The sequence below is a fragment of the Tenacibaculum sp. SM2510 genome (genome assembly GCF_057002845.1).
This window is the reverse complement of record NZ_CP192703.1, coordinates 1,750,857-1,775,966: the sequence shown is the minus strand read 5'-3', so window position 1 is coordinate 1,775,966 and position 25,110 is coordinate 1,750,857. Positions and strand designations below refer to the sequence as shown.

25 protein-coding genes and 1 tRNA gene are annotated in these 25,110 nt (G+C 31.4%); 10 read left to right on the top strand and 16 right to left on the bottom strand.

Features of this window, described 5'->3' with window-relative positions:
• Window positions 1-91: 91 nt before the first annotated feature.
• The 5 genes from ACQ629_RS08005 to ACQ629_RS07985 form a co-directional block, all read right to left on the bottom strand.
• Window positions 92-769 (bottom strand): response regulator transcription factor, encoded by a 678-nt coding sequence (locus ACQ629_RS08005; protein WP_483703890.1) that lies wholly within the window; start codon window positions 767-769, stop codon window positions 92-94.
• Window positions 738-2,717 carry a tetratricopeptide repeat-containing sensor histidine kinase gene (locus ACQ629_RS08000; RefSeq protein ID WP_483703888.1) on the bottom strand — a complete coding sequence of 660 codons (1,980 nt, stop codon included), beginning with the start codon at window positions 2,715-2,717 and terminating at the stop codon, window positions 738-740. The genes ACQ629_RS08005 and ACQ629_RS08000 overlap by 32 nt, the downstream gene beginning before the upstream one ends.
• A 46-nt stretch (window positions 2,718-2,763) precedes the next feature.
• The gene (locus tag ACQ629_RS07995) at window positions 2,764-2,892 is read right to left on the bottom strand and encodes a hypothetical protein (protein WP_483703886.1); all 129 of its coding nucleotides are present in this window, start codon (window positions 2,890-2,892) and stop codon (window positions 2,764-2,766) included.
• Window positions 2,893-5,007: 2,115 nt separating this feature from the next.
• Window positions 5,008-5,346 carry a GIY-YIG nuclease family protein gene (locus ACQ629_RS07990; protein ID WP_483703884.1) on the bottom strand — a complete coding sequence of 113 codons (339 nt, stop codon included), beginning with the start codon at window positions 5,344-5,346 and terminating at the stop codon, window positions 5,008-5,010.
• 209 nt (window positions 5,347-5,555) lie between these two features.
• Window positions 5,556-6,086: an RNA methyltransferase gene (locus ACQ629_RS07985; RefSeq protein ID WP_483703882.1), complete on the bottom strand. Its 531-nt coding sequence runs from the start codon at window positions 6,084-6,086 to the stop codon at window positions 5,556-5,558.
• Window positions 6,087-6,496: 410 nt separating this feature from the next.
• Here ACQ629_RS07985 and mutS point away from each other — a divergent pair, with 410 nt between their 5' ends.
• A complete protein-coding gene (mutS, locus tag ACQ629_RS07980; RefSeq protein WP_483703880.1) occupies window positions 6,497-9,106 on the top strand; it encodes a DNA mismatch repair protein MutS in 2,610 nt (869 codons plus the stop codon).
• Between the two features lie 134 nt (window positions 9,107-9,240).
• On the opposite strand, the gene ACQ629_RS07975 is transcribed toward mutS, so the two are convergent.
• Complete coding sequence (locus ACQ629_RS07975; protein ID WP_483703878.1) at window positions 9,241-10,035, bottom strand: universal stress protein; 795 nt, start codon at window positions 10,033-10,035, stop codon at window positions 9,241-9,243.
• Window positions 10,036-10,165: 130 nt separating this feature from the next.
• On the opposite strand from ACQ629_RS07975, the gene ACQ629_RS07970 reads away from it, so the two are divergent.
• The 4 genes from ACQ629_RS07970 to ACQ629_RS07955 all read left to right on the top strand — a co-directional run bounded on the left by ACQ629_RS07970 (window position 10,166) and on the right by ACQ629_RS07955 (window position 13,027).
• Window positions 10,166-11,500 carry an MATE family efflux transporter gene (locus tag ACQ629_RS07970; RefSeq protein WP_483703876.1) on the top strand — a complete coding sequence of 445 codons (1,335 nt, stop codon included), beginning with the start codon at window positions 10,166-10,168 and terminating at the stop codon, window positions 11,498-11,500.
• Between the two features lie 24 nt (window positions 11,501-11,524).
• Complete coding sequence (locus ACQ629_RS07965) at window positions 11,525-12,292, top strand: enoyl-CoA hydratase/isomerase family protein (RefSeq protein ID WP_483703874.1); 768 nt, start codon at window positions 11,525-11,527, stop codon at window positions 12,290-12,292.
• Window positions 12,293-12,313: 21 nt separating this feature from the next.
• Window positions 12,314-12,469: a hypothetical protein gene (locus tag ACQ629_RS07960; protein WP_483703872.1), complete on the top strand. Its 156-nt coding sequence runs from the start codon at window positions 12,314-12,316 to the stop codon at window positions 12,467-12,469.
• Between the two features lie 108 nt (window positions 12,470-12,577).
• On the top strand, window positions 12,578-13,027 hold the full coding sequence (locus ACQ629_RS07955; RefSeq protein WP_483703870.1) for a 6-pyruvoyl trahydropterin synthase family protein: 450 nt from the start codon (window positions 12,578-12,580) through the stop codon (window positions 13,025-13,027).
• A gap of 71 nt (window positions 13,028-13,098) precedes the next feature.
• Here the strand turns inward: ACQ629_RS07955 and pth are convergent, their stop codons facing one another.
• The 3 genes from pth to ACQ629_RS07940 all read right to left on the bottom strand — a co-directional run bounded on the left by pth (window position 13,099) and on the right by ACQ629_RS07940 (window position 15,367).
• Window positions 13,099-13,740, bottom strand: coding sequence for an aminoacyl-tRNA hydrolase (pth, locus tag ACQ629_RS07950; RefSeq protein WP_483703867.1), 642 nt, complete (start codon window positions 13,738-13,740; stop codon window positions 13,099-13,101).
• A gap of 64 nt (window positions 13,741-13,804) precedes the next feature.
• Window positions 13,805-14,401, bottom strand: a complete 597-nt coding sequence (locus tag ACQ629_RS07945; RefSeq protein ID WP_483703865.1) for a 50S ribosomal protein L25/general stress protein Ctc — start codon at window positions 14,399-14,401, stop codon at window positions 13,805-13,807.
• 24 nt (window positions 14,402-14,425) lie between these two features.
• On the bottom strand, window positions 14,426-15,367 hold the full coding sequence (locus ACQ629_RS07940; RefSeq protein ID WP_483703863.1) for a ribose-phosphate pyrophosphokinase: 942 nt from the start codon (window positions 15,365-15,367) through the stop codon (window positions 14,426-14,428).
• 122 nt (window positions 15,368-15,489) lie between these two features.
• On the opposite strand from ACQ629_RS07940, the gene ACQ629_RS07935 reads away from it, so the two are divergent.
• Window positions 15,490-15,571: transfer RNA gene (locus ACQ629_RS07935), tRNA-Leu, on the top strand.
• Window positions 15,572-15,695: 124 nt separating this feature from the next.
• On the opposite strand, the gene ACQ629_RS07930 is transcribed toward ACQ629_RS07935, so the two are convergent.
• Window positions 15,696-16,526: a universal stress protein gene (locus ACQ629_RS07930; protein ID WP_483703861.1), complete on the bottom strand. Its 831-nt coding sequence runs from the start codon at window positions 16,524-16,526 to the stop codon at window positions 15,696-15,698.
• Between the two features lie 96 nt (window positions 16,527-16,622).
• Between ACQ629_RS07930 and ACQ629_RS07925 the strand changes: the two genes are divergently transcribed.
• The 3 genes from ACQ629_RS07925 to rimK all read left to right on the top strand — a co-directional run bounded on the left by ACQ629_RS07925 (window position 16,623) and on the right by rimK (window position 19,082).
• On the top strand, window positions 16,623-17,129 hold the full coding sequence (locus tag ACQ629_RS07925; protein ID WP_483703859.1) for a mechanosensitive ion channel domain-containing protein: 507 nt from the start codon (window positions 16,623-16,625) through the stop codon (window positions 17,127-17,129).
• Between the two features lie 112 nt (window positions 17,130-17,241).
• Window positions 17,242-17,655 carry a VOC family protein gene (locus tag ACQ629_RS07920; RefSeq protein ID WP_483703857.1) on the top strand — a complete coding sequence of 138 codons (414 nt, stop codon included), beginning with the start codon at window positions 17,242-17,244 and terminating at the stop codon, window positions 17,653-17,655.
• 56 nt (window positions 17,656-17,711) lie between these two features.
• On the top strand, window positions 17,712-19,082 hold the full coding sequence (rimK, locus tag ACQ629_RS07915) for a 30S ribosomal protein S6--L-glutamate ligase (protein WP_483703855.1): 1,371 nt from the start codon (window positions 17,712-17,714) through the stop codon (window positions 19,080-19,082).
• A 48-nt stretch (window positions 19,083-19,130) separates the two neighbouring features.
• Here the strand turns inward: rimK and ACQ629_RS07910 are convergent, their stop codons facing one another.
• The 5 genes from ACQ629_RS07910 to ACQ629_RS07890 form a co-directional block, all read right to left on the bottom strand.
• Window positions 19,131-19,424, bottom strand: a complete 294-nt coding sequence (locus tag ACQ629_RS07910; RefSeq protein WP_483703853.1) for a hypothetical protein — start codon at window positions 19,422-19,424, stop codon at window positions 19,131-19,133.
• A 174-nt stretch (window positions 19,425-19,598) separates the two neighbouring features.
• On the bottom strand, window positions 19,599-20,708 hold the full coding sequence (locus ACQ629_RS07905; protein ID WP_483703851.1) for an NTP transferase domain-containing protein: 1,110 nt from the start codon (window positions 20,706-20,708) through the stop codon (window positions 19,599-19,601).
• On the bottom strand, window positions 20,709-21,494 hold the full coding sequence (gene proC, locus ACQ629_RS07900; protein ID WP_483703849.1) for a pyrroline-5-carboxylate reductase: 786 nt from the start codon (window positions 21,492-21,494) through the stop codon (window positions 20,709-20,711). It abuts the gene before it with no gap.
• A complete protein-coding gene (moaC, locus tag ACQ629_RS07895) occupies window positions 21,487-21,963 on the bottom strand; it encodes a cyclic pyranopterin monophosphate synthase MoaC (RefSeq protein WP_483703847.1) in 477 nt (158 codons plus the stop codon). Before moaC ends, proC begins: the two co-directional genes overlap by 8 nt.
• The gene (locus ACQ629_RS07890; protein ID WP_483703845.1) at window positions 21,960-23,201 is read right to left on the bottom strand and encodes a molybdopterin molybdotransferase MoeA; all 1,242 of its coding nucleotides are present in this window, start codon (window positions 23,199-23,201) and stop codon (window positions 21,960-21,962) included. The genes moaC and ACQ629_RS07890 overlap by 4 nt, the downstream gene beginning before the upstream one ends.
• Before the next feature lie 298 nt (window positions 23,202-23,499).
• Between ACQ629_RS07890 and ACQ629_RS07885 the strand changes: the two genes are divergently transcribed.
• Window positions 23,500-23,991, top strand: coding sequence for a sll1863 family stress response protein (locus tag ACQ629_RS07885; protein WP_483703843.1), 492 nt, complete (start codon window positions 23,500-23,502; stop codon window positions 23,989-23,991).
• A 122-nt stretch (window positions 23,992-24,113) separates the two neighbouring features.
• Here ACQ629_RS07885 and moaA read toward each other — a convergent pair whose 3' ends face one another.
• Window positions 24,114-25,106 carry a GTP 3',8-cyclase MoaA gene (moaA, locus tag ACQ629_RS07880; RefSeq protein ID WP_483703841.1) on the bottom strand — a complete coding sequence of 331 codons (993 nt, stop codon included), beginning with the start codon at window positions 25,104-25,106 and terminating at the stop codon, window positions 24,114-24,116.
• Window positions 25,107-25,110 lie beyond the last annotated feature (4 nt).

The following is a 25,110-nucleotide window of genomic DNA, read 5'->3' as shown; positions in this document are numbered from 1 at the left end:
GTGTTTTTAACACACTGGGGCAAATATATAAGTGTCTGTTGAAGCTTAAAAGGGGATTACCGCAAAAAAAAGTGTGTATTACCGCAAAAAATTAATCAAGAATACCTAACTCCTTAGCTTTTAGTACTAAATCAGTGTTGTTTTGTGCTTGTAAGTCGGTACGAAGTTTGGCTAGTTTACTTTCTATAGATCTTACTTTAACTAAAGAGCCATCAGGTTTTTTTACAATACCTTCTAAATTGGCAATTTTAGCATGTTTTGGGAGTTCTTTTAAAATTTGAATGGCAACTTCATCCATTTGAATTTCTACTAAAGCTCTTTTTAATAATTTTTGATGTATTTCATGCGTATAATACACCTCGCCTTTTAACATTTTTTGAATAGCAAATGTTAATTCATCTGTACTGCAATTTCCTTTTAAAATATAAGCAAACGGATTTAAATTATGAATAACATTAAATACGCGATTGGTTTCAGAATGACCAGTAATTACACCCGTTTTTATAGCAATTTTTTCTTGTTGAATAGCTTTTATTAAAGCTTCACCTCCATCTAAAATAACGTTTCCGTTATTGTTATCGAAACTTAAATCGGTAAAAACAATATGAAAAGGATTGCTATGAAGTGTTGTTTTTATTCTAGAAAAGGCCTCGTCGCAAGAGTTGGCAGTTTCTATTTCTAAATTATCAATATCTTTTAAATAAGATAAGATACCTTCAATTATTAATTGATGATCATCAACTAAGAGTATTTTTATTTGTCCAGACATTTATGGGGATTTGTATACTAGTTTTTGTTCCGTTACCTACCTCACTTTTAATATCTAAAGAGCCGCTTAGCTCTTCAACACGCTCTTGTAGGTTTTGTAAACCAATTCCTTTTTTACTAATATTAGTATCAAAACCAATACCATTATCAGTAATAGTCAAATGTACATATTTTTTATGTACAATAAAATCGATACTTATTTTACTTGCCTGTGCGTACTTTTTACTGTTTTGTATACTTTCACGAGTGCTTAAATATAGTAAGCGTTTAATAGCATCATTTATAGTGTGCCATTCATTTTCTTGTAACCCAGCAACAGTTATTCTAAAATCTAGTTCAAAATAATCGCTTACTAAATTAATTATTTGATCTTTAAAAGAAACTTTACCAAAACTAACACTACTTAATTGATGCGATAAATTACGCACATTTTCTTTAACAGTATCTAGTTTTTTTGCTTCTTCAAATAGGTTAGATTTTTCTAATTTTTGATGTAGTAAACGCAAATCTCCAGCAACTTCATCGTGCAGTGACTTTGCAATTTGCTGTCGCTCGTGTTCTCTTGCTTGTACTCTTTCTAACTGCGCCAAGTATAATAGTTTTCTTTTTCTGAAAAAGAAAAACAAGATACTCACCACAAATAATAACAAACCACTTGCAGCAGCCAACCAACCAATAGTTTGTTGTTGTTTGTGGTACACAATTTCTACTTGCTTTTTTTGGTTATCAGACTTTAAAACAGTGTTTTCTTTTTCTTTTTTATCAGTTTCGTACCTAATTTTAGCAAACTGATTTTTTAGTTGACGCTCCTTTTGAAATAAACTATCATTAAGGGTAATGTATTGTTGTAAGTAGTTCTTTGATTGCTCTCCTTTTGTTAAGGCTGAAAGGTTTTGTAAAGCTTCTAACCAAGATTTATTATTGTGGGTTTGTTTGGCATAATTTAATGCTTTATTTGAATGAAAGAGTGCTTTTTTATTTTGATTTAGATCCTTGTAATAGTTAGAAATATTTATAAGTGTGATACTAGCATTACTAAGATTATTATTGGTTTCTCTAATTTTTAAAACCTCATTATACTGTTTTAAAGCATTTATTTTATTACCTAGTAAAAAATTACTAGCAGTTAAATTTTCTAATAAAAGGGCATATTGTATTGGGTATTTTTCCTTAATGCTATCAAAGGCTAATCCTTTTTTAAAATAAGTTATTGCTTTTTTGGTTTTATTTATTTTTTGATATAATAAACCAAAATTATTTATAACATATAAGTGTGTAGCCGCTTTTCTTCCAGGGTCTTTTGTTTTTTTATTAATAATTAGTGCTTTCTGATAATTTTTAGAAGCTGAAATTGTATTATTTAATTCCTGTGAAACGATACCTAAATTATTATAGACACTTTGTAAATACCGATAAGATTTTATAGGTTCAAGATAATGTAGAGCTTCAATTGAGCTTATTTCCGAGCCTAAATAATCTTTAGCCTCTCTCTGTAAATTAGCGATACTTAATAAACGCCTGCCAACTGATAATGAGTCTTTTAATTGTTTAGAGATGTTTTTAGATTGATGATAGAAATAAAAAGCACTATCAATATTTAGTTTAACTTTTTGTTCTAGAGCTTTAAAATGTAATTGTTTTGCTAATAAAGAAGAGTCTTTAGTCTTTATGTAGAGATTATTAATATTGTTGTTAGCGAATTTTAAATCTTTAAGTGATTTATTATAAAAAGAATGAAGCCCTAATTTAATATTTGTTTTTTTTATTAAAGAATCAATATTAGATTCATTTGCAAAAAAAACTGCTTTTTTAAGAAAAGGAATTTTTTTAGCCCTATAAAGGTTATCTGCTTTCTTTAAATAAAAATCAACAGAATCCGTTGCTTCGTTTTGTGAAAAAGAAAATTGAATAAAAAAGAGGAAAGAAAAAAAGAGGAAATGTCTATGCATAAAAAATATTAACACCCTGTTATTTAACAAGGTGTTGTAAATAAGTTTATTTTCCGTCACCGCCAGTATTTCCAGTACCACCACCGCCAGTCGTAGGGTTATCGGTACCAGTCGTAGGGTTGTCTGTGTCTGGGCTTAAAGTCATTGCCACTTCTTGTAAATTTTTGTTTTCCATAGTAATAGTTTTTAATTAAAAATTTTAGAGGGGGACTAAATAAGGAATCTAATGTATAGTGTTTATAGGAGAAAGCCAAGAAATTAACAAACTTTTTGCAAACGTCATTGCGACTAGCAGGAAGCAATCTTTAATTTGTTAGTTCTAAATGTAGCAGGTAACGTCGTTCGTATCTCTCTCGTAATGACGCGTTGTTTTGTGTTTTTGTCATTGCGATTTTAACCTTTTACGTCATTGCGAATAGCAGGAAGCAATCTTTAACTTGTTCGTTTGAAATGATGAGATTACGTCGTTCGTACCTCTCTCGTAATGACGTGTTGTTTTTTGTTTTTGTCATTGTGGTTAAAGTAGGTGGTCCTTGGCACGTCATTGCGAGGCACGAAGCAATCTTAGGCTTTTTAGTTATAAATGTAGCAGATTACGTCGTTCGTGCCTCTCTCGTAATGACGTTTTGTTTTTTGTTTTTGTCATTATGAATTTAACCTTTTTCGTCATTGCGAGGCACGAAGCAATCTTAGGCTTTTGAGTACTGAATGTAGAGATTACTTCGTCGTTCCTCTCTCGTAATGACGTGCTGTTCTGTATTACCGTCATTGCGAATTTAATTTTCCTCGTCATTGCAAGTTACGAAGCAATCTTTAGCTTTTGAGTTCTGAATTGTGAGGTTACTTCGTCGTTCCTCTCTCGTAGTGACGTATTGTTTTTGTCATTGCGATTTTAACCTTTTACGTCATTGCGAGGCACGAAGCAATCTGTAACTTTTGAGTTCGAAATAAAGAGATTACTTCGTCGTTCCTCCCTCGTAATGACGTATTGTTTTTGTCATTGCGTTTTTAACCTTTTACGTCATTGCGAGGCACGAAGCAATCTGTAGCTTTTGAGTTCTAAATGAAGGGATTACTTCGTTCGTGCCTCTCTCGTACTGACGTGCTGTTTTGTGTTTTTGTCATTGCGATTTTAATCTTTTACGTCATTGCGAGGCACGAAGCAATCTTTAGCTTTTGAGTTCTGAATTGTGAGGTTACTTCGTTCGTACCTCTCTCGTAATGACGTGTTGTGTTTTTGTCTTCCGTCATTGCGAATTTAATTTTCCTCGTCATTGCGAGGCACGAAGCAATCTTTAGCTATTGGGTTTTGAATGTAGCAGATTACTTCGTTCGTACCTCTCTCGTAATGACGTGCTGTTCTGTATTACCGTCATTGCGAATTTAATCTTCCTCGTCATTGCGAGGCACGAAGCAATCTTTAGTTTAGGAGTTCTAAACGGAGAGATTACTTCGTTCGTACCTCTCTCGTAATGACGTGCTATTTTATGTTTTTGTCATTGCTCCCAGAGGGAAAAAAATCATGTCATTGTGCTGAAAATGAAACAATTTTACGTCATTGCGAGGCACGAAGCAATCTTAGGCTTTTGAGTACTGAATGTAGAGATTACTTCGTCGTTCCTCTCTAGTAATGACGTGCTGCTCTGTATTACCGTCATTGCGAATTTAATCTTCCTCGTCATTGCGAGGCACGAAGCAATCTTTAGCTTAGGAGTGTTGAATTATGAGATTACTTCGTCATTCCTCTCTCGTAATGACGTGCTGTTCTGTATTACCGTCATTGCGAATTTAATCTTCCTCGTCATTGCGAGGCACGAAACAATCTGTAACTTTTGAGTTCTGAATGTAGAGATTACTTCGTCGTTCCTCCCTCGTAGTGACGTGTTATTTTGTGTTTTTGTCTTCCGTCATTGCGAGTTTAATCTTCCTCGTCATTGCGAGGCACGAAGCAATCTTTAGATTAGGAGTTTTGAATTATGAGATTACTTCGTCGTTCCTCCCTCGTAGTGACGTGTTATTTTGTCTTCGGTCATTGCGAATTTAATTTTCCTCGTCATTGCGAGGCACGAAGCAATCTTTAGATTAGGAGTTTTGAATTATGAGATTACTTCGTCGTTCCTCTCTCGTGATGACGTGTTGTGTTTTTGTCTTCCGTCATTGCGAATTTAATCTTCCTCGTGATTGCGAGGCACGAAGCAATCTTAGGTTTTTGAGTTCTGAATGTAGAGATTACTTCGTCGTTCCTCTCTCGTGATGACGTGTTGTGTTTTTGTCTTCCGTCATTGCGAATTTAATTTTCCTCGTCATTGCGAGGCACGAAGCAATCTGTTTTTTTTAAGTTAAATACCCAGTCTTTAGATAAATCTAACCAACCAGAATTTTCTAGATTAATTAAATCCTCTTTTCTTTTTCTATTACCTGATTTTAATTGTTTTTCTCGTGTAATAGCATCAACTATAGAAGGAAATTGCTCGTAATACACTAATTTGTTACAATTATATTTAGATGAAAAACCTTTGTATCTGGCTGTTTTATGTTCGTAAATTCTCTGAATTAAGTTTGATGTTACCCCAATATAAATTGAGGTATTATTCATATTGGTTAAAAAATAAACACACGGGTTTTTCATACTTTACAATTTACATTATTGTAAAGTATGATGCAATTTTTAAAGTTGTAAGTTTTTGAATGTAGAGATTACTTCGTCGTTCCTCCTCGTAATGACGTGTTATTTTGTGTTTTTGTCTTCCGTCATTGCGAGGCACGAAGCAATCTTTAGCTATTGGGTTTTGAATGTAGCAGATTACTTCGTTCGTACCTCTCTCGTAATGACGTATGTTATGAAGTGATTTTATTAAATAAATCCCAAAGAACAACTCCACAACTTACTGATATATTTAAAGAATGCTTAGTTCCTAATTGGGGAATTTCAATACAAAAATCGGCAGCAGAAACCACTTCTTGTTGTACACCTTTTACTTCGTTACCCATTACAACCGCATATTTTTGATTAGTTTCGGGAGTGAATTTATTCAGCATGGTACTGTTTTCAGCTTGCTCTATCGCTAAAATTTTTACATTGTCTTTTTTTAATTTGTCAACCAAGTCAATTGTATTTTCAACATGCTCCCATGCAACAGATTCGGTAGCTCCTAAAGCAGTTTTATGAATCTCTTTGTTGGGTGGAGTAGCCGTAATTCCGCAGAGATATATTTTTTCAATTAAAAAAGCATCCGAAGTTCTAAAAACCGACCCCACATTATTTAAACTACGAATATTGTCTAGTATTACAATAATAGGCGTTTTTTCGGTTTGTTTAAATTCATCTACCGTAATTCTACCTAATTCATTGTTTTTTAGTTTTCTCATAATGTTTCAAATTTTGCATCATTGCGACACGACACGGAAGTAATCTATAGTTTTTCAGTTCTTAAAAGAGAGATTACTTCGTCATTCTTCCTCGTAATGACGTGTTATTTTCATTTCTATCATTGCTACTAAAAGGAAGAGATCTTATATTTTTTGCACCTAATAAAAAGATTATTTCGCTGTTCCTCTTCGTAATGATGTTTTATTTTCATTTCTGTCATTGCGACTAAAAGGAAGCAATCTTAATATTTCCCCTCTTAATTAAAAGATTATTCCGTTATTCTTCCTCTTAATGATGCATTTTCTATTTTGATTTAAAAGAGTCACAATATCAAATAATTAAATAGAATTATATAACAACAATAACGCTTTTCATATCTTCGCAAAACTAATTGAAAAAATCTAAAAAGTTGGCAAAAACAAAGGCAAAAAAGGTGACTCCATTAATGCAGCAATACAACGGAATTAAAGTTAAATATCCGGATGCAATGTTGCTTTTTAGGGTGGGAGACTTTTATGAAACCTTTGGTGAAGATGCAGTAAAAGCATCTAAGATTTTAGGAATTATTTTAACCAAAAGAGGGGCAGGAAGTGAAAGTGAAACTGCTTTGGCTGGTTTTCCGCATCACTCGTTAAATACCTATTTGCCTAAATTAGTAAAATCGGGTTTACGAGTTGCTATTTGCGATCAACTAGAAGATCCTAAAATGACAAAAACGATTGTAAAACGTGGTGTTACCGAATTGGTTACTCCGGGTGTTGCTTTAAATGATGAGGTATTACAATCGAAGTCAAATAATTTTTTGGCCGCAGTACATTTTGGAAAGAAAATAGTAGGTGTTTCTTTTTTAGATGTTTCTACAGGAGAGTTTTTAATTGCCCAAGGAAACGAAGAATATATCGATAAATTGTTGCAAAACTTTACGCCAAGTGAAGTGTTGGTTGAGAAAAAAAATAAACAGCGATTTTTAGAACTGTTCACCAATCGTTTTCATACTTTTTATTTAGAGGATTGGGTTTTTCAGAAGGAATACGGAAACGATTTATTAAGCAATCATTTTAAAGTTAAAAATTTAAAAGGATTTGGTGTTGAAGAATTAGAACAAGGTATTGTTGCTGGTGGAGCAGCGATGTATTATTTATCAGAAACACAGCATAATAAAATAGAACACATACAATCGATAAGCAGAATTGCTGAAGATAATTATGTGTGGATGGATCGTTTTACCGTTAAAAACCTAGAGTTATATGGCGGAAACGATGTAAATGCTGTTTCTTTATTAAACGTTATTGATAAAACAATTTCTCCTATGGGGGGGCGTTTGTTAAAACGATGGTTAGCATTACCGTTAAAAGATTTAGAACAGATTAAACAACGTCACGAACTGGTAAAGTTTTTAATAGATAACGATGCTTTTTTTGAAACCGTTACGTATCAGTTAAATCAGGTTTCAGATATCGAACGATTAATATCTAAAGTAGCAACAGGTAAGGTGTCACCAAGAGAAGTAGTGTTGTTAAAAAACTCGTTAAAAGCAATTTTACCAATAAAAGAAGCTGCTGAAAAAAGTAATAATAAAACAGTTAAAGAAATAGGAAAACAGTTACACGATTGTAACCTATTGATTGATAAAATTATTGAAACTGTTTTAGAGGAAGCTCCTGTTAATATTAATAAGGGAAATGCGATTGCAAGCGGAGTTTCTGTAGAGTTAGATGAGCTACGAAGTATTTCTAATTCAGGAAAAGAGTATTTAGATAAAATGTTGGCTCGTGAAATAGAACGAACGGGTATTACGAGTTTAAAAATTGCATTTAATAACGTTTTTGGCTACTATATAGAGGTTCGAAATAGGTTTAAAGACCAGGTTCCTGAAGAGTGGATTCGTAAGCAAACTTTGGTAAATGCCGAGCGTTATATTACAGAAGAGTTAAAAGAATACGAAACAAAAATATTAGGAGCCGAAGAGAAAATTCAGCAATTAGAAGCAGATATTTTTGCAAAATTGGTGCAGTTTATTATTGGTTTTGTAAAGCCAGTACAGCAAAATGCTCAAAATATTGCAAAGATAGATGTGTTATTATCGTTTGCACAATTGGCGATAGATAACAACTATGTGCGTCCGATGATGGATGACAGCACAGATATAGAAATTAAAAACGGGCGTCATCCGGTAATAGAAAAACAGCTGCCAATTGGCGAAGAATATATTGCAAACGATGTGGTGTTAAATCGTAATCAGCAACAAATAATCATGATTACGGGTCCCAATATGTCAGGTAAATCGGCAATATTACGCCAAACAGCCTTGATAGTTTTGTTAGCGCAAATGGGAAGTTATATTCCTGCTCAGAATGCCCGAATTGGTATTGTTGATAAAATTTTTACTAGAGTAGGCGCGAGTGATAATATTTCGATGGGAGAATCTACCTTTATGGTTGAAATGAACGAAACAGCATCAATCTTAAATAATATATCTGAACGTAGTTTAGTATTGTTAGATGAAATTGGTAGAGGAACTTCTACTTACGACGGAATTTCAATCGCTTGGGCTATTGCCGAATATTTACATGAGCATCCATCAAAAGGAAAAACGTTATTTGCTACGCATTATCACGAGTTAAATGAAATGACAAGTACGTTTAAGCGAATTAAAAACTTTAATGTATCGGTAAAAGAACTAAAGGATAGTATTATTTTCTTGCGTAAGTTAGTTGCTGGCGGAAGTAATCATAGTTTTGGTATTCATGTAGCAAAAATTGCAGGAATGCCGAATTTGGTAATCAGTAGGGCACAAAAAATTCTAAAAAAACTAGAAGAGAACAACGCACATAAAGAGGTTAAAGAAGTTTTGAAAGATAGTCAACATGAAGACATGCAAATGAGCTTTTTTCAGCTAGATGATCCTTTGTTAGAAGATATTCGTGATGAAATTTTAGCTACAAATATTGATACACTTACACCAATTGAAGCTTTAATGAAGTTGAATGAAATTAAGCGAATGTTGGTGAAAAAATAAAACTGTTTAGAAAGATAAATTTCCGTCAACCTGAATTTATTTCAGGTTCTCATACAAATTGGTTATCGGTATGATTTGATTCTGAAACAAGTTCAGAATGACGTTTTAAAAACTCTCTAAACAGTTTGTTAACATTATAGTTTTCCTCTTAAAACTAAAACAGGAACATTACAATTAAATTCCTTTTTTTGAATCGAATTTTTTTCCCAAAGCTTTTGAAAAAAACCTCTTTTTCTTCTAAAAACACATAATAAATCTGGATTATGAGATTGAAAATGCTCTAAAACGCCTAGAAAAGTAGTTGCGTTTTCTGTAACTGTTAAATTATTTTTTGTCTTTTTTAATTCGCTATCTAAAACTAAATCTTCTTCAGTATAATCAGGTGTTTTTACCAACAATAAATTAGATGAAGCAACAAAAGTATTTATAATTTTATGCAAAGGATCTAGCACATTTTTTTTATTTATAACTCCCGATTTAAAAGCTGTTAACACAGATTTTATAGGGATAAATTTATAGCTATCAGGAACAACTAGCATCGGAATATCAGTTTGTTTTAAAATACTACCAGAGGTACTTCCTAAAAACATTTCTTCTTTAATAGAGTTACTTTTAGGGCCCATAATAATTAAATCGATATTTAATTCTCTGTTTATAGAGGTAATACTTTCTAACACATTTCCTTTAGCAGAAATCATTTTTATGTTTACATTTTTTCTATGAACAGCATTAATCATTGTGCGTAAATATAAATTTGTTTCTCGCTGCATGGTGTCGTCTGCATTTACAAACGTACCTGCTTTAGATAAAACTTTATAGGCGCGCATTACAAATACTTTGGCATTCACAGCTTCAGCAAAATCTATGGCATATTGTAAGGTGTTTATTGAGTTGTCTGTTGAGCCAATAGGAACTAATATGTGTTTCATAAAATATTTTTAGTAGTTTTAAGGTATTGATATGGTTAGTAATATACAAAGATATTTAAAATACATTAATTTAAGCAAATCGCTTCTTAATGTACTATAATAGCTGTTCTTTTGCTCATAATTAAAAAGTATGAGTTACGATATAAGTTTTAAACGTATTAATAAGCTTGCTTTTCCGGCTTTAATAGCAGGAGTTGCTGAGCCTTTATTGTCTACGACAGATTTGGCAATTGTGGGAAATATTGATTACAATGCTACAGAAAGTATTGCTGCAATCGGAATTGTAGGTGCTTTTTTATCGATGCTTATTTGGGTTTTCGGGCAAGCTCGTAGCGGAATTTCGTCTATCATTTCACAATATGTTGGGGCAAATAAATTAGAGGAGGTTAAAAATTTACCTGCACAAGCTATTGTTATAATATTGATAACTAGTTTGATTATTTTAGGAATCAGTTATCCGTTTACGAAAGAAATATTTCAGTTTTACAATGCTTCAGGAACTATTTTAGAATATGCGATAGATTACTATAAAATACGTGTTTTTGGTTTTCCTTTTACGCTATTTGTAATTGCTGTTTTTGGTACTTTTAGAGGTTTACAAAACACCTATTACCCAATGCTAATTGCTATTATTGGTACCATTGTAAATATAGTATTTGATGTTGTTTTGGTATACGGTATTGATGGTTATATACCTGCAATGAATATTACAGGAGCAGCCTATGCAAGTGTAACGGCACAAGTTGTAATGGCACTTATTTCTGGATATTTATTAGTAACAAAAACCGAAATTTCATTAAAATTAAAATTGCCTTTTAACAAAGAAATTCCGAGGTTTATAAATATGATTTTAAACCTATTTGTACGTACAATCGCTTTAAATACTGCATTGTATTTTGCAACTTCTTATGCTGCTTCTTACGGAAAAGAATATATAGCCGCTTATACAATCGGACTTAATTTATGGTTAATGGGGGCCTTTATGATTGATGGTTATTCATCCGCGGGAAATATATTATCAGGAAAATTATTAGGCGCAAAGGATTATACGAATTTGGTTAAATTAGGTAATAAACTAATTATTTATGGTTTTGCATTTGGTAGTTTTTTAGCACTTGTAGGATTCGGTTTTTATAATTTTACAGGAAATATATTTACACAAGAACAAGAGGTGTTAATAGAGTTTTACAATACGTTTTGGATTATTTTAGTAATGCAGCCAATTTGTTCGATAGCCTTTATTTATGACGGAATGTTTAAGGGAATGGGAGAAATGAAGTATTTAAGAAATGTATTATTACTTTCAACGGGATTAGTTTTTATTCCAGTTTTATTATTTTTTGATTCAATAAATTATAAATTACATGCTATTTGGATAGCTTTTTTTGCTTGGATAATTGCTCGTGGAATTCCTTTAATTTTTAAATTTAGAAATACGTTTTTATCACGCTCACAAAAAGTGTAATTTTGAGGATAAAATAATCACAAAATGACCACAACAAGACAAAACGGAAGTTTATATACGCATATTGATAATAAAATAGCAACTATTGAATTCGGGCATCCGGCAAGTAATTCGTTTCCGAGTGAGTTATTAGCACGTTTAGCAAATGAATTTGATAAACTTTCCACTAATGAAGCTGTGGCTATTGTGGTGTTAAAATCAGAAGGTGATCGTGCTTTTTGTGCGGGTGCTTCTTTTGATGAGTTAGTTGCAATTGATAATTTGGAAGATGGAAAACAGTTTTTTTCAGGTTTTGCAAACGTACTAAATGCAATGCGTCGTTGTTCTAAATTAATTGTGGGTCGTGTACAGGGTAAAACTGTTGGCGGCGGCGTTGGTTTAGCAGCAGCTTGTGATTACGTATTGGCAACAGAACATGCTTCTATTAAATTATCTGAATTTACAATAGGTATTGGTCCGTTTGTAATTGAGCCTGCTGTAGAGCGTAAAATTAGCGTGAGTGGTTTGGCAGAATTAACATTAGATGCTTCTAATTGGAAAAATGCTTATTGGGCAAAAGAAAAAGGCTTATATGCTCGTGTTTTTGATTCGATTACCGATTTGGACAATGAGTTAGCTATTTTCACTGAAAAACTAGCTTCTTATAATCCGGAAGCATTAACAGAAATGAAAAGAGCATTGTGGAAAGGAACTGAACATTGGCATGAATTATTGATAGAAAGAGCCGAAACTTCAGGTAAGTTAGTGTTGTCTGACTTTACTAAAAAAGCATTGGCAAAATTCAAAAAATAAAAAAGGTTTTTAATTCAATATATGGAAGAGACAGAGAGTTATAAAATAGGGTTTGAATTAGGTGGGTGGATCTATCATAATCCGATATTATCAATAGCCGTAGGAGTTGTAATTTCTATAGGTTTCGTATGGTTATTAACAAAAATTGCAAAACAAATTCGTACTTTTGGCGAATAAAAAAATATAAATTATGGGAGGAGATTATTTATTTGCCATTTTAGCAGCAGGAGTAGCAATTGTATATTTTTACAATAAATACAGAGGTAATAAAAAACACAAAAGATAGTGAGTAATATTAGAATCACAAAGCAATTTAGTTTCGAAACAGGCCATGCTTTATATGGTTATGATGGTAAATGTAAAAATGTTCACGGTCATAGTTATAAGCTTTCTGTAACTGTAATGGGGCAGCCTATTACCGATAACTCGAACGTGAAATACGGAATGGTAATTGATTTTACAGATTTAAAGAAAATTGTAAAAGAAGAGATTGTTGATGTTTTTGATCATGCTACCGTGTTTAATAAAAATACACCTCATATTGAGTTGGCTAAAGAATTAAAGGATAGAGATCATCATGTTATTTTGGTAGATTATCAACCAACAAGTGAAATGATGGTTATTGATTTTGCTACAAAAATTAAAAACAGACTTCCAGAAAATATTAAACTTCACGCTATAAAACTACAAGAAACTGATACTAGTTTTGCAGAGTGGTTTGCAAGTGATAATTAAGATTTGAAAAGGATAAAAAGATAAAAGCTCAGCGTTAATTTAACGCTGAGCTTTTATCTTTTTATAAAGAATTACTTTCCGTTAAATTCATTCATTGTATTTGCCATTCCTGCTGTAATAAAAGAAGTAATAGCGTTAACAGAAGTTGGTATGCGTTCAATCATTTCGCTTTCTTCATCTTTGTTCCATTCTCCTAATACATAATCTACTTGGCGACCTCTGCCATAATCAGCACCAACACCAAAGCGAAAACGAGGATAAGCACCTGTGTTAAATTTATCTTGAATATCTTTTAATCCGTTGTGTCCGCCAGAACTACCTTTTGGTTTTATACGTAGTTTTCCGAAATCGATGTTTAAATCATCGGTAATTACCAATAAATTTTCAACCTGAATGTTTTCTTGTTGCATCCAATACATTACCGCTTTTCCACTTAAATTCATATAAGTGTTCGGTTTTAAAACGATCACTGTTTTCCCTTTAATTTTTAATTTGGCAATATCACCTAGTTTTTCAGTTTCAAAACTAGCATCGTGCTCTTTTACAAAAGCATCTACTATTTTAAAACCTATATTATGACGTGTGTTGTGATATTTATCACCGATATTACCTAAACCTACAATTAAAAATTTTTTCATCGAATGTTGCGCTGTATCTGTTGATTGTGTTTTAGAAAAGTTAAAAAACTTTTTAAATAATGAGTTTAAAATCATATTTCAAAAATAAAAAAAAGCGTTACACAAAGGTAACGCTTTTATAAAATTGCAGTATAATTTCTTATGCTTCTGCAGTAGCTTCAGCATCGTCTCCTTCTGCTGCTGCTTTTGCTGCGTTACGAGACATACGTACTTGAGCAACCACTGTGTTATCTGGGTGTAATAAAGAATAATTGTCATTCTTTAATTCAGTAACATATAATTTATTACCAATTTCTAATCTAGTAATATTAGCTTCAATAAAGTCAGGTAAGTTAGCTGGTAAAGCCTTTACTCTTAACTTACGTAAGTTGTGACGTAAAGCCCCACCTAACATAATACCTTTAGCAGTACCTACTAAGTGTACAGGGATTTCCATAGTAACCTCTTTGTCTTCAAAGATTTGGTAAAAATCTACATGTAAAATGCTTTCTGTTACTGGGTGAAATTGGATATCTTGTAAAACAGCACTATATTTTGTGCCATTTAATTCAATCGTAGCAGTAAATACATCTGGAGTAAATACTAAAGGCTTGAATGATTTTTCTTCTGCTGAAAAGTGAACAAGCTTGTCTCCTCCGTATAATACGCAAGGAACCTTTCCAGCATTACGTAAGGCTTTAGTTGCTTTTTTACCTACGCTTTCTCTTTGTGATCCGTTGATTGTAATTGATTTCATTACTTCTTTGTTTGTTAAATTTATTTACATTAAAAATTGTCCGCTAATCGATGTGTTATCATGAACTTTATGCATTACATCAGCGAATAAAGTGGCGCAAGTTACCACTTTTATTTTAGATATACTCTTTTTTAAAGGAATTGTGTCTGAAACAATTAGCTCTGTTAGTTGAGAGTTCTGAATTTTCTCGTAGGCGTCTCCTGACAGTATAGGGTGTGTACAAATTGCGCGAACGCTTAATGCACCTCTTTCCATCATTAAATTAGCAGCTTTAGTTAGAGTTCCACCAGTATCAATCATGTCATCAACAAGAATTACATTCTTCCCTTTTACATCACCAATTAATTCCATATGAGAAATTACATTGGCTTTTTCACGTTGTTTATAACAAATTACCACATCGCTTTCTAAATATTTAGAGTATGCATAAGCTCTTTTAGAACCTCCCATATCAGGAGAAGCAATTGTAAGGTTTTCTAGGTTTAAGCTTTTTACATATGGTAGAAAAATAGTAGAAGCAAATAAGTGATCTACAGGTTTTTCAAAGAAACCTTGTATTTGATCAGCATGTAAATCCATCGTCATAATTCTAGTAGCTCCGGCTGATTCTAGTAATTTAGCAACTAATTTTGCGCCAATAGCTACACGAGGCTTGTCTTTTCTGTCTTGACGAGCCCATCCAAAATAAGGAATTACAGCTGTAATATGCCTAGCTGAAGCACGTTTAGCAGCGTCGCACATTAATAGCATTTCCATTAAATTATCTGCAGAAGGAAATGTAGATCCGATAAGAAAAACTCTTCTACCTCTTACAGATTCTTCGAAAGCTGGTTGAAACTCACCATCACTAAAATGCGTGGTTTCTATATTACCAAGTGCTGCTCCGTATTCTTTAGCAATGTTTTTAGCAAGTTCAGTACTTTGAGAACAAGCAAAAATCTTTGGGCTTAATTGATTTATAGCCATTTACAAAATTGTATTTATAGTTAGTGTTGTTGTTATGGCAAAAGTAAAACTATTTTAAGAGTTTAAAACTTATTTTTAAACGAATTAATTAAAATATTTTATAGATTTGCACACTACTTAATGCTCGAGTGGCGGAATTGGTAGACGCGCTGGATTCAAAATCCAGTTTTTTCGGAAGTGCGGGTTCGATTCCCGCCTCGAGTACAAAAAAAGCGAGATGAATTTCTCGCTTTTTTTAATTGTCATTGACTTAATTTTTAAAAGTAATAATAGTTTTAGAATGATGTTTAACACTGTGAAAAATGTTCCCTTCAGAGTTATAAATATATTATAATTCCGGTAAAATTAATAACGGAATTTTACTATGAAAAGCTGATTTTTTAATGACGTTTTCTTCTAAAAGTCTATTTAAAAAATTATGTTTATGGTTTATTAAAACTAATAATTCACTTTCTGTTTTTTCTATATAGTTTTCTAAAGTATTAGTTTCAGAGTCATCCCAATCTATTTTTTTATATTCAACACCTAAGTCTTTAAAAATTTCTTTTAACTGTACTTTATGTGCTTTTTGCTTAGTGTTTAAAGCATATTCTTCAGAAAGATTTATAACTTCAATAGGGCAATCTTTTAAAATACTTAATTGAAGTAACGACTTTAGTTCTTTATTATTAAAGGGTCTTTTATAGTTTGTTGAAAACAATATTTGATGTAATAACTTGTATTTGTAGTTTGTTGGCACTATTAATATAGGGCAGTTATTAATAGTGTTAATAATCTTCATAGTATTTGTGCCAATAAAAGTTTCTTTTAAACTTTTGGCTCCTTTTGTTCCAGAGATTATTAAATCTATTTTTTTATCAGAAACAACTTCTTTAATTGCTTTTATTAATGAAGTTGAGTTAATAATAAATTGATACTCGAAATTTTCATTTTCTTTATTAAGAATGTCTATTAAGTATTTAGACTCTTCTTCAATTTCATTATCCATTTCATTAAACCATTCTTCACTTTTTTCAGTACTTAATAAATGTGGTTTTTCTGCGATATAAACATCTAACAAATAAATACAAACATCTAAGCCTTTAAAAAGTTTTTTAGTATAGTTTAAAGCATTGATAGCTGTTTCAGAAAAATCATATGGAATTAATATATTCTTCATAATTAGTTGATTATAATTAGTTTATCAAATGTAATTTTTTTTAAATAAAATCTATTATAAAAAAAATAAAAACATAATTTTGCAATTAAAACAACAATGAGTAATTTTTTATTGAATAAATATATTCTGCTCTTAATTTTATTATTAGTGCTTTCTGTTTTGGTTATTATCACCAAAAAAATAACCAAAAGCTATGTGATAAAAAATGCGATAGAACCTCATAGAAGAAAATTAATTCTTAATCTTTTTTACGTAGTTTACTATGTGTTTGCCTTTTTTTTGATTCTTATAATTTTAGGAATAGAGTTTAAGCAAATTGGTGTTTTTGCTTCTTCTATTTTAGCAGTATTGGGGGTTGGTTTTTTTGCACAATGGTCTATACTATCTAACTTAACAGCAAGTGTAATATTGTTTTTTTACCATCCAATGCGTATTGGTGATACTATAAAAATTATAGACAAAGAATATGATTTAACAGGTGAAGTTAAGAATATTACAGGTTTTTATGTGATGTTATATATACCTGAAGGAAATAGAAAAATAACAATACCAAATACGGTAATACTCTATAAAAGTATTGAGTTGATACAAAACCAAAAATAATTTGTATTTTTCAAAAAAGAGGTCTATTTTATTAAATAACTAAAATTAGTATATTTATAAATAAGAAGATATTTATATAGAAGAAACAATATCAAAAAAAAGCTTAAAAATTATGGCATCTATATTCCACTTATCGCTTCCTTGTTTAAGTATTAAGGAAACTAAAAAATTTTACACTGAAGATTTAGGTCTAAACTGTGGTAGAGAAACCAACGATTGGTTAGACGTAAATCTATTTAGCAATCAATTGACATATGTTTTAGTTGAAAAATTTAATTTCGATTGCCCTAACTATACATTTGATAAAGATGTTTTACCTTCTTTTCATTTTGGTGTTGTTTTAGATGCTGAGGAATGGGAGAAAATGCATGACAGAATTAACCATTGGTCGTCAGAAACAATTATAACAAAAACATTTTTAAAAGATAAAAACGGAGAACATGTTTCTTTTTTTGTAAAAGACCCTAATGGTTATACAATAGAGTTTAAAAGTTTTATAGAAGAGAATGAAATGTTTATGATATAAAGTGGTTTACTTTATAGTAGAATAAATTTAACCTTTACATTAAATAAAATATAATATTGAATAATTTAAAAATAATAGGAAGTGAAGAATGGTGTTCGTTTAAATCTTTCAGTATCCCAGCCATAAAAGCTAGAGTAGATTCTGGTGCAAAAACATCATCAATACAAGCTAATAATATAACTACTTTTTTAAAAGATACTGAAGAGTGGGTACGATTTGATGTTAATCCGCTGCAAGAAAACAGAAGTATTAGTATAACATGTGAATCTAAAATTCATTCAAAACGTTCAATAAAAAGTTCAACAGGTATTTCAGAACCACGTATTGTAATAAAAACACCTATAACTATAGGTGATGAAACTTTTGAGATAGAATTAACGCTTGCCAATAGAGATTCTATGGAATTTAGAATGTTGTTGGGGCGTGAAGCACTGTCAAACGGTTACTTAGTAAACGCTTCAGAAACGTATTTATCAGGAACTTTTAGTGAAGAAGATTTAGATGAAAAATATGCCACTTTTAAGAAAGAAAAAACAGGATTAAAAATAGCTTTATTAGCTAGTAATCCAAATCTTTTTAGCAATAGGCGTATAATGGAAGCTGGTCGTTTAAGAGGTCATGAAATGGTGTTTCTTAATGTGCAGCAAGCATACATGAAATTCGATGCAGAAGAGCCTCAAATACGTTATCGTGGCGGAAATATTATAGATGAGTTTGATGCCATTATACCTCGTATTAAACCTTCTGTTACTTTTTATGCCTGTGCTTTAATAAGACAGTTTGATGCTATGGGAACTTATTGTTTAAATTCTGCAGATGCAATTAATCAATCGAGAGATAAACTGTTAGCAACACAGCTGTTTGCTAAAAATCATATACAAGTTCCTATTACAGGTTTTGCAAACTCTCCTTTAGATACAAAAGACCTTATTAAAATGGTAAACGGAGCGCCATTAATAATTAAGTTATTAGAAAGTACCCAAGGTAAAGGTGTGGTTTTAGCAGAAACTACGAAAGCTGCAGAAAGTGTAATTAATGCTTTTAAAAGTGTTAAAACAAATATTCTTGTTCAGGAATTTATCAAAGAAGCTAACGGGCAAGATATCCGTTGTTTTGTAGTAAATGGTAAAGTAGTAGCTTCAATGCAAAGGCAAGCAGAAAAAGGTGAGTTTAGAGCAAACATACACCAAGGAGGTTCTGCATCTAAAATTAAAATAACTTCTGATGAACGAAAGTTAGCAATTAAAGCAGCTAAAATTTTAGATCTGCCAGTTGCTGGTGTAGATATTATTCGTTCTAATAAAGGTCCGTTATTATTAGAGGTGAATTCTTCTCCTGGTTTAGAAGGTATTGAAGGAGCAACAGGTTTAGATATTGCAAATATTATGATTGAAGCTATCGAAAAAAAGCTTAAAACTAAAAAATAATTACTTCATATAAATCGCTCATTTTATTTAAGTGAGCGATTTATAATATTATGCATTCTTAGCATAATAGTCGATGCTTAGCTTATCTGCTACATTTTTTGCAGTTTCTATGGCTTCATTTTCTTCTTTATGAAATGAAATTTTAAAACGATTATTACTTTCATCCCAAATAATCACTTCATAAACATCACTATTATTTAAATATACAGAGGTATAAGTAAGGGTACTTATATCTTGCCATTTTCCATAACCAAAAGGACCAACAGAGTAATACTTACGATACACGTTTTCTTTAAGATTAAAATGATGATTGGTTACAACGGATGCTAATAAAGCAAGCATTATAATATAAACTTCAATTTCTAGAACATGTAAAAAAGAAATGGTATAATTCTCGACAGTTGATATTGAGGTGTTGATAAAAAATGCACTAAAAGAGAAACAGCAAAAGCATAAAAAGTAGCGGCTATAAACCGAAAGATAAAATGTTTTTGGCCACCTTGTATTATTACTAATTTATTCATACTTTTTAATTTCTTTTTTAGCAATCTCAAACTCTTCTGGCGTATTGATGTTCCTAATTAAATGGTCATCTATTTCAATAATTTCAACATCAGAATTAATTAGCATTTTGCGTGGACACGAATATCCTTGTGCTAAATATTGTAGCAATTTAGTATATGCCTTTGGTTCGTAAATGGTAATTAAAGGTTCAGGGAATTCTTTGTTTTTTCCTTTAATTGCCGTAGCTATTTTACTCGGATTCCTTTTTTGTAATAACAACTGAATCAAGTCATCATTTACAAAAGGAAGATCTGTAGCGACTACAAGCCAAGCTGAATTTGGATCTTTTTGGAAGGCAGAACAAATTCCGCCAAAAGGACCGAGGTTTAAGAAAGTGTCGTGAATTTCAGCTGATTTTTTAGAAGGTAATTGTACAGAATAAAATGTTTCTAAAGCATTGTTTTCTAAGAGTTTCTTTGCGTATTCTTTTTGAGGTTTTCCATAGTACTCTAATTCAGATTTATCAGTTCCCATTCGGGTGCTTTTTCCTCCAGTTAATACCAATCCTTTAACAAGAGTAATATTTTCTTTGATTAAGTTATGAATGTGATTTGTAATTTTATCAACTTCATGAATCGTGTAACAAGTGGTGTTTTTTATCAGAGGAAATTTCTCTAACAAGCAATCAAAATATTCAATATCAGAATTAAGTTTTATTACAAATTGAATATTAGTTATTTGGTCTAATCTCTTTTTTATAGAGGCTTCTTTTTCGCTATCTAAAATTAAAATTTGCTTGGCACCTTGGTAATGATTTCCGTTTATAAACACAAAATCATGATTAATAAACTGTAAACGTTGCTCAAACTTATTAACCGTTGAGGTTGTGTTTATTTGTAAATTCCCTTTATGATGAAAGGTGTATTCAGTTACTATATTTTTATCTACATCTTTGGCATGTGAAGCATCAAAATACGCTAAATTATAGTTTGATAAATTCGAAGAAATCTTACGAACTAAATCTTCAATAATACCACATTTAGTTCCTAAAATAGCAACTTCATTAGTAGCATAATTGTCATTGTGTTTTTTTGTGATATTTGCGTGTTTTTGATGTGCCATTTATAAGTTGTTTATCTTGTTTTGTGAAGCTAAAATCCCTTGAACAAGTGAAGAGCTAAATCCCTCTTGTTCCATTTTATTTAATCCTGTTATGGTAATTCCTTGTGGAGTCGTTACTTTGTCAATTTCACTTTCAGGATGACTACCTTGTTGTAAAATTAATTCAGCAGCACCTTTTATTGTTTGAGCTGATATTTTCTGTGCCATTTCAGAACTAAATCCTATTTCTATACCACCTTGCATTGAGGCACGAAGGTATCGGAGAGCAAAAGCAATTCCGCTCGCGGCTAAAACTGTAGCAGAAGCCATTAATTCGTCTTCAATAAAAAGAGTTTCACCTAAGTTTTTAAAAATAGTTTCTACCTGCTTTTTTTGTTCATCAGTACTATCAACTGTAGATATACAGGTCATAGATTGTTTAATCGCAGCAGCCGTATTTGGCATTGCCCTAAAGAGAGGCAATTCTTTTTTAATGATAAATTTTAGCTCTAACAAATTTATTCCTGTAATGGTAGAAATAATTATTTGATTTGTTAACTGAGGAGTTAACTCTTCTAATATTTGTATTGTTTTTTGAGGCTTTATACATAATAAAATAACGGTTGTATTTTTTATTGCCTCGTGATTATTTGAGGTTACTAAAACCCCTGCTTCAGTATATTTTTTAAGAGCGCCTATTTTTCTTCTTGATAAACTTAAATCAGAAGGATGTAACCCGCTTTCTAATAATCCATCAGCAATTGCACAACCTAATTTACCAGCACCTATAATTGCTATTTTACCCATTTTTAATATCCGATTTACCGCCAGTTTTTTCTACTAATTTTACATCTTTAATAACCATTTCTTGATTGATAGCTTTACACATATCATAAATAGTTAAACAAGTTGCCGAAGCGCCCGTTAAAGCTTCCATTTCAACACCCGTTTTTCCTTCAATAGTTACTTTACAAAAAACCTCTATAAGTTCGTTGTCAATAATATTTATATCAATGTCTACACCGTTAATTAATAACGGATGACACATAGGAATAATATCAGATGTTTTTTTTACAGCCTGAATACCAGCAATAATTGCCGTTTGAAAAACAGGTCCTTTTTTGGTGATTAAATCCTCGTTTTTAAAATGAGAAATAATTTCTGACCCTAAAAACATCGTGGCTTTTGCAGTTGCAGTTCTCTTGGTGATTTTCTTATCAGAAACATTCACCATTTTAGGTTGATTCTGCTCGTTTATGTGCGTGAATTTATTCATTTTTTATATCTAATTACAGGAAAAGTACTTCCTGATTTAAATTCAATTTGTGTTGTTTTTGGAATTTCAATAAAACCATCAGCAGCAACTAAACTTGCTAGATCTCCAGAGCCATTTCCTTTTATAGGAGTTGCAATTAAATGCCCAAAACGATAGCTTAATTTTACTTGTAAAAAATAAGTTAAATTAGGTTTAAACTCTATGTCATGAGCTAAAATAGCTGTTTTTTCATTTTGTTTTATACTTGCAGATTCATAATACCATGGATAAAAATAAACCAAACAGTTTACAAAAGTAGAAACCGGATTTCCAGGAAAAGCAAAGACAATTGGCTTATTATTTTTTTGACCCTGATAAACACGCTTCTCATTAATACCTAAAGCATCTGTGATGCCGAACCAGAAAGGTTTTCCGGGGCGTTGTGCTACTTTATGAAACAACTTATTTACACCTAATTCAGTTAACACTTCAGGTAAAAAATCGAATTTACCCTTACTTACCGCTCCGCTAAATAAAAGCACATCATATTCTTGTAGGTAGCCAGCAATCTTCTCTTTTAAAATAGTTTTATTATCAGTAATATGTGCTGTTTCGGAAGGAATCTTAAGTTCATTTAATAAAGAAACTAATGTGTATACATTAGATCTTCTTATTTGATAATCTAAAGGGGTTTCATGCACATCAACCAATTCATCACCTGTAGAAATAATCATTACTTTAGGTTGTTTGGCTACTTTAATAGTCGATTTACCTACAGTCGTAATCACACCGATTTCGGCAGGAGAAATAATAGTGTTTTTGTTAATTAAAACAACTCCTTGTGCCTTGTCTTTTCCTTTTGGATGGATATTTTGATGTTCATTTATATTGTGAACCGTAACCGATGCAATTCCGTTTTCTATAACAACATCTTCATAGCGAATTACGGTATCGCAGTTATTGGGTAACACAGCACCTGTCATTACTTCTATACAGTTTTCTGAACTTTGCATAGATAATTGCTCACTTCCCGCGGGCTGAATTCCTTCAATCTTAAAATTACGTTGCTTGTTTTTAAAATAAGAATAGTTTATTGCAATCCCGTCCATAGCAACACGATTAAAAGGCGGAAATTCTCTATCGGCAATAATATCTTCTTTTAAAATTCTACCTACAGATTTTATAAACGGAATTTCTTCTGTTCCGAAATCTTGAGTGTTTTGTGAAATTATATGTTTTGCTTCTTGTACTGAAATCATATTTTAAGTTATCAGAGGTCTAATAATAATGTCACTGTTGTTAAAAATCAAAGTTATGAATTTATTTAGTCAGAAAATATAAGGTTTACATTTTTGTAGGCTTTATGTGTGTTTAGTAGTGGTTTTATTAAATATATTGGGCTTAATTATTCGCAAGTTTTAAAAATAGTTTTTAAATGAGTCAATTTTATTACTGTTTGAGCAATACTTACGCTTTTTATCTGTTTAGTTTTGTATCAGCATAAGGATTAAAGCCGAACATCCTTAAAATAGTAGGTATTAACTTAAAAAAATAAAAATGAAAGTATTCAAATTAACAGCCATAACTTTAGTTTTATCATTAGTATTAGTGTCTTGTGATAATAACAAAACAAAAAAGGAAAAAATTACTGAGGATGCTAAAGAATTAATGGAAGATGCTAAAGAGAGCTTAGAAGATGTTGCAGATGATATTGAAGACAGCTTTGATAACCTAAGTGATTACGCGTTTGATAAAAAGACAGATTTAGAAGGGAAGGTTAAGGAGGAATTAAAATATCTTGATACTGAAATTGAAAAAGCTGAAAAAAACATCAAAGAAAATTTTAATGAAGCTAAAGCTGAAACTAAAGAGCAGAACAATAAAATGTTAGCAGAATTAAAAGCTAAAAGAGTAGCATTGGGTAAAAGTTTTGAAAAACTAGGAAATAGTACTGAAGATAACTGGGAAGAAGTTAAGGGTAGTTTTGAAAAAGCATACAAAGATGTTGAAAATAGCTTTGAGAAATTAGTGGATGATTTAGAGAAATAGTCTTCTTAATTTTTTTATAAAATTAAGAGTAGTTTTTAAACGTACTTTTAAAAAAGAGAGATTGATAGTTTTAAGCTATTAATCTCTCTTTTTTTTGAATATATCAGCTTTTTAATACATAATTATCCACCAATTGTACTCATGCTTTCAGTGACACTCCCTTTTTTACGATTTGCTTCTGCTATAAATCCATTTTCGGGCTTTTCTTTTATCAGTGATAAAAAAAGTTCTTTTAAATCATCATTACTTGCACCTTTACGAATAAAATCACGCAAGTTAAAAACACCATCATCAAACAAACAGTTTTTAAAAGTACCGGTTGAGGTAATTCTTATTCGATTACAATCGTTACAAATAGTACGTGTAAATGCAGGAATAATCCCTACAGTTCCTTGATGATTTTCGATAGAGAAATTACGTGAGGTAGATGATTTTTCTGAAACAATAGGCGCAACAGTATACTCAGATTTTATTTCTTCTATAATTTTATTATAATTCCAGCTTTCTTTAATATCACGCTGTCCTTTTCCGTTAAACGGCATTTCTTCAATAAAACGAACGGCTATGTTTTTATCTTTTGTTAAAGCTACAAAATCGTTTATTTCATCAGTATTAAAACCAGATTGTACCACTACATTTAGCTTTAAGTTTAACGAGCTTTTTTCTAATAACTCGAAAGTTTTATATACTTCAGGAAATACATCGCGACGTGTAATTTTAGCGAATTTATGAGTGTCTAAACTATCAATACTTAAATTGATGTTTTTTATTTTCTCTAACTTTTCTAAAGTTTGTATGTGGTTAGCAACTAATGCTCCGTTTGTAGTAATATTAATTTCATCTAACAAATCGTTATAAGATAACATGTCTAAAAACGACATAAAATCTTTACGAGCAAAAGGCTCACCACCGGTTAAACGAACTTTATTAACACCTAATTCGGTAAGTACACGAATAAGGCGATACATTTCTTTGTAGGTTAATAACTCTTTTCGCGGCACAATATCAATACCATGAGCAGGCATACAATATTGGCAACGAAGGTTACAACGATCGGTTACTGCCAATCGAACATAGCTAATTTGTCTGCCGAAGTTATCAATAAGTTTGCTCATATTG

Excerpts from the sequence above, each read along its gene's own strand:
- ACQ629_RS08005 (WP_483703890.1), bottom strand. The coding sequence starts at position 769 with ATGTCTGGACAAATAAAAATACTCTTAGTTGATGATCATCAATTAATA.
- ACQ629_RS08000 (WP_483703888.1), bottom strand. The coding sequence starts at position 2,717 with ATGCATAGACATTTCCTCTTTTTTTCTTTCCTCTTTTTTATTCAATTT.
- ACQ629_RS07995 (WP_483703886.1), bottom strand. The coding sequence starts at position 2,892 with ATGGAAAACAAAAATTTACAAGAAGTGGCAATGACTTTAAGCCCAGAC.
- ACQ629_RS07990 (WP_483703884.1), bottom strand. The coding sequence starts at position 5,346 with ATGAAAAACCCGTGTGTTTATTTTTTAACCAATATGAATAATACCTCA.
- ACQ629_RS07985 (WP_483703882.1), bottom strand. The coding sequence starts at position 6,086 with ATGAGAAAACTAAAAAACAATGAATTAGGTAGAATTACGGTAGATGAA.
- ACQ629_RS07975 (WP_483703878.1), bottom strand. The coding sequence starts at position 10,035 with ATGAAACACATATTAGTTCCTATTGGCTCAACAGACAACTCAATAAAC.
- ACQ629_RS07970 (WP_483703876.1), top strand. The coding sequence starts at position 10,166 with ATGAGTTACGATATAAGTTTTAAACGTATTAATAAGCTTGCTTTTCCG.
- ACQ629_RS07965 (WP_483703874.1), top strand. The coding sequence starts at position 11,525 with ATGACCACAACAAGACAAAACGGAAGTTTATATACGCATATTGATAAT.
- ACQ629_RS07960 (WP_483703872.1), top strand. The coding sequence starts at position 12,314 with ATGGAAGAGACAGAGAGTTATAAAATAGGGTTTGAATTAGGTGGGTGG.
- pth (WP_483703867.1), bottom strand. The coding sequence starts at position 13,740 with ATGATTTTAAACTCATTATTTAAAAAGTTTTTTAACTTTTCTAAAACA.
- ACQ629_RS07945 (WP_483703865.1), bottom strand. The coding sequence starts at position 14,401 with ATGAAATCAATTACAATCAACGGATCACAAAGAGAAAGCGTAGGTAAA.
- ACQ629_RS07940 (WP_483703863.1), bottom strand. The coding sequence starts at position 15,367 with ATGGCTATAAATCAATTAAGCCCAAAGATTTTTGCTTGTTCTCAAAGT.
- ACQ629_RS07930 (WP_483703861.1), bottom strand. The coding sequence starts at position 16,526 with ATGAAGAATATATTAATTCCATATGATTTTTCTGAAACAGCTATCAAT.
- ACQ629_RS07925 (WP_483703859.1), top strand. The coding sequence starts at position 16,623 with ATGAGTAATTTTTTATTGAATAAATATATTCTGCTCTTAATTTTATTA.
- ACQ629_RS07920 (WP_483703857.1), top strand. The coding sequence starts at position 17,242 with ATGGCATCTATATTCCACTTATCGCTTCCTTGTTTAAGTATTAAGGAA.
- ACQ629_RS07910 (WP_483703853.1), bottom strand. The coding sequence starts at position 19,424 with ATGCTTGCTTTATTAGCATCCGTTGTAACCAATCATCATTTTAATCTT.
- ACQ629_RS07905 (WP_483703851.1), bottom strand. The coding sequence starts at position 20,708 with ATGGCACATCAAAAACACGCAAATATCACAAAAAAACACAATGACAAT.
- proC (WP_483703849.1), bottom strand. The coding sequence starts at position 21,494 with ATGGGTAAAATAGCAATTATAGGTGCTGGTAAATTAGGTTGTGCAATT.
- moaC (WP_483703847.1), bottom strand. The coding sequence starts at position 21,963 with ATGAATAAATTCACGCACATAAACGAGCAGAATCAACCTAAAATGGTG.
- ACQ629_RS07890 (WP_483703845.1), bottom strand. The coding sequence starts at position 23,201 with ATGATTTCAGTACAAGAAGCAAAACATATAATTTCACAAAACACTCAA.
- ACQ629_RS07885 (WP_483703843.1), top strand. The coding sequence starts at position 23,500 with ATGAAAGTATTCAAATTAACAGCCATAACTTTAGTTTTATCATTAGTA.
- moaA (WP_483703841.1), bottom strand. The coding sequence starts at position 25,106 with ATGAGCAAACTTATTGATAACTTCGGCAGACAAATTAGCTATGTTCGA.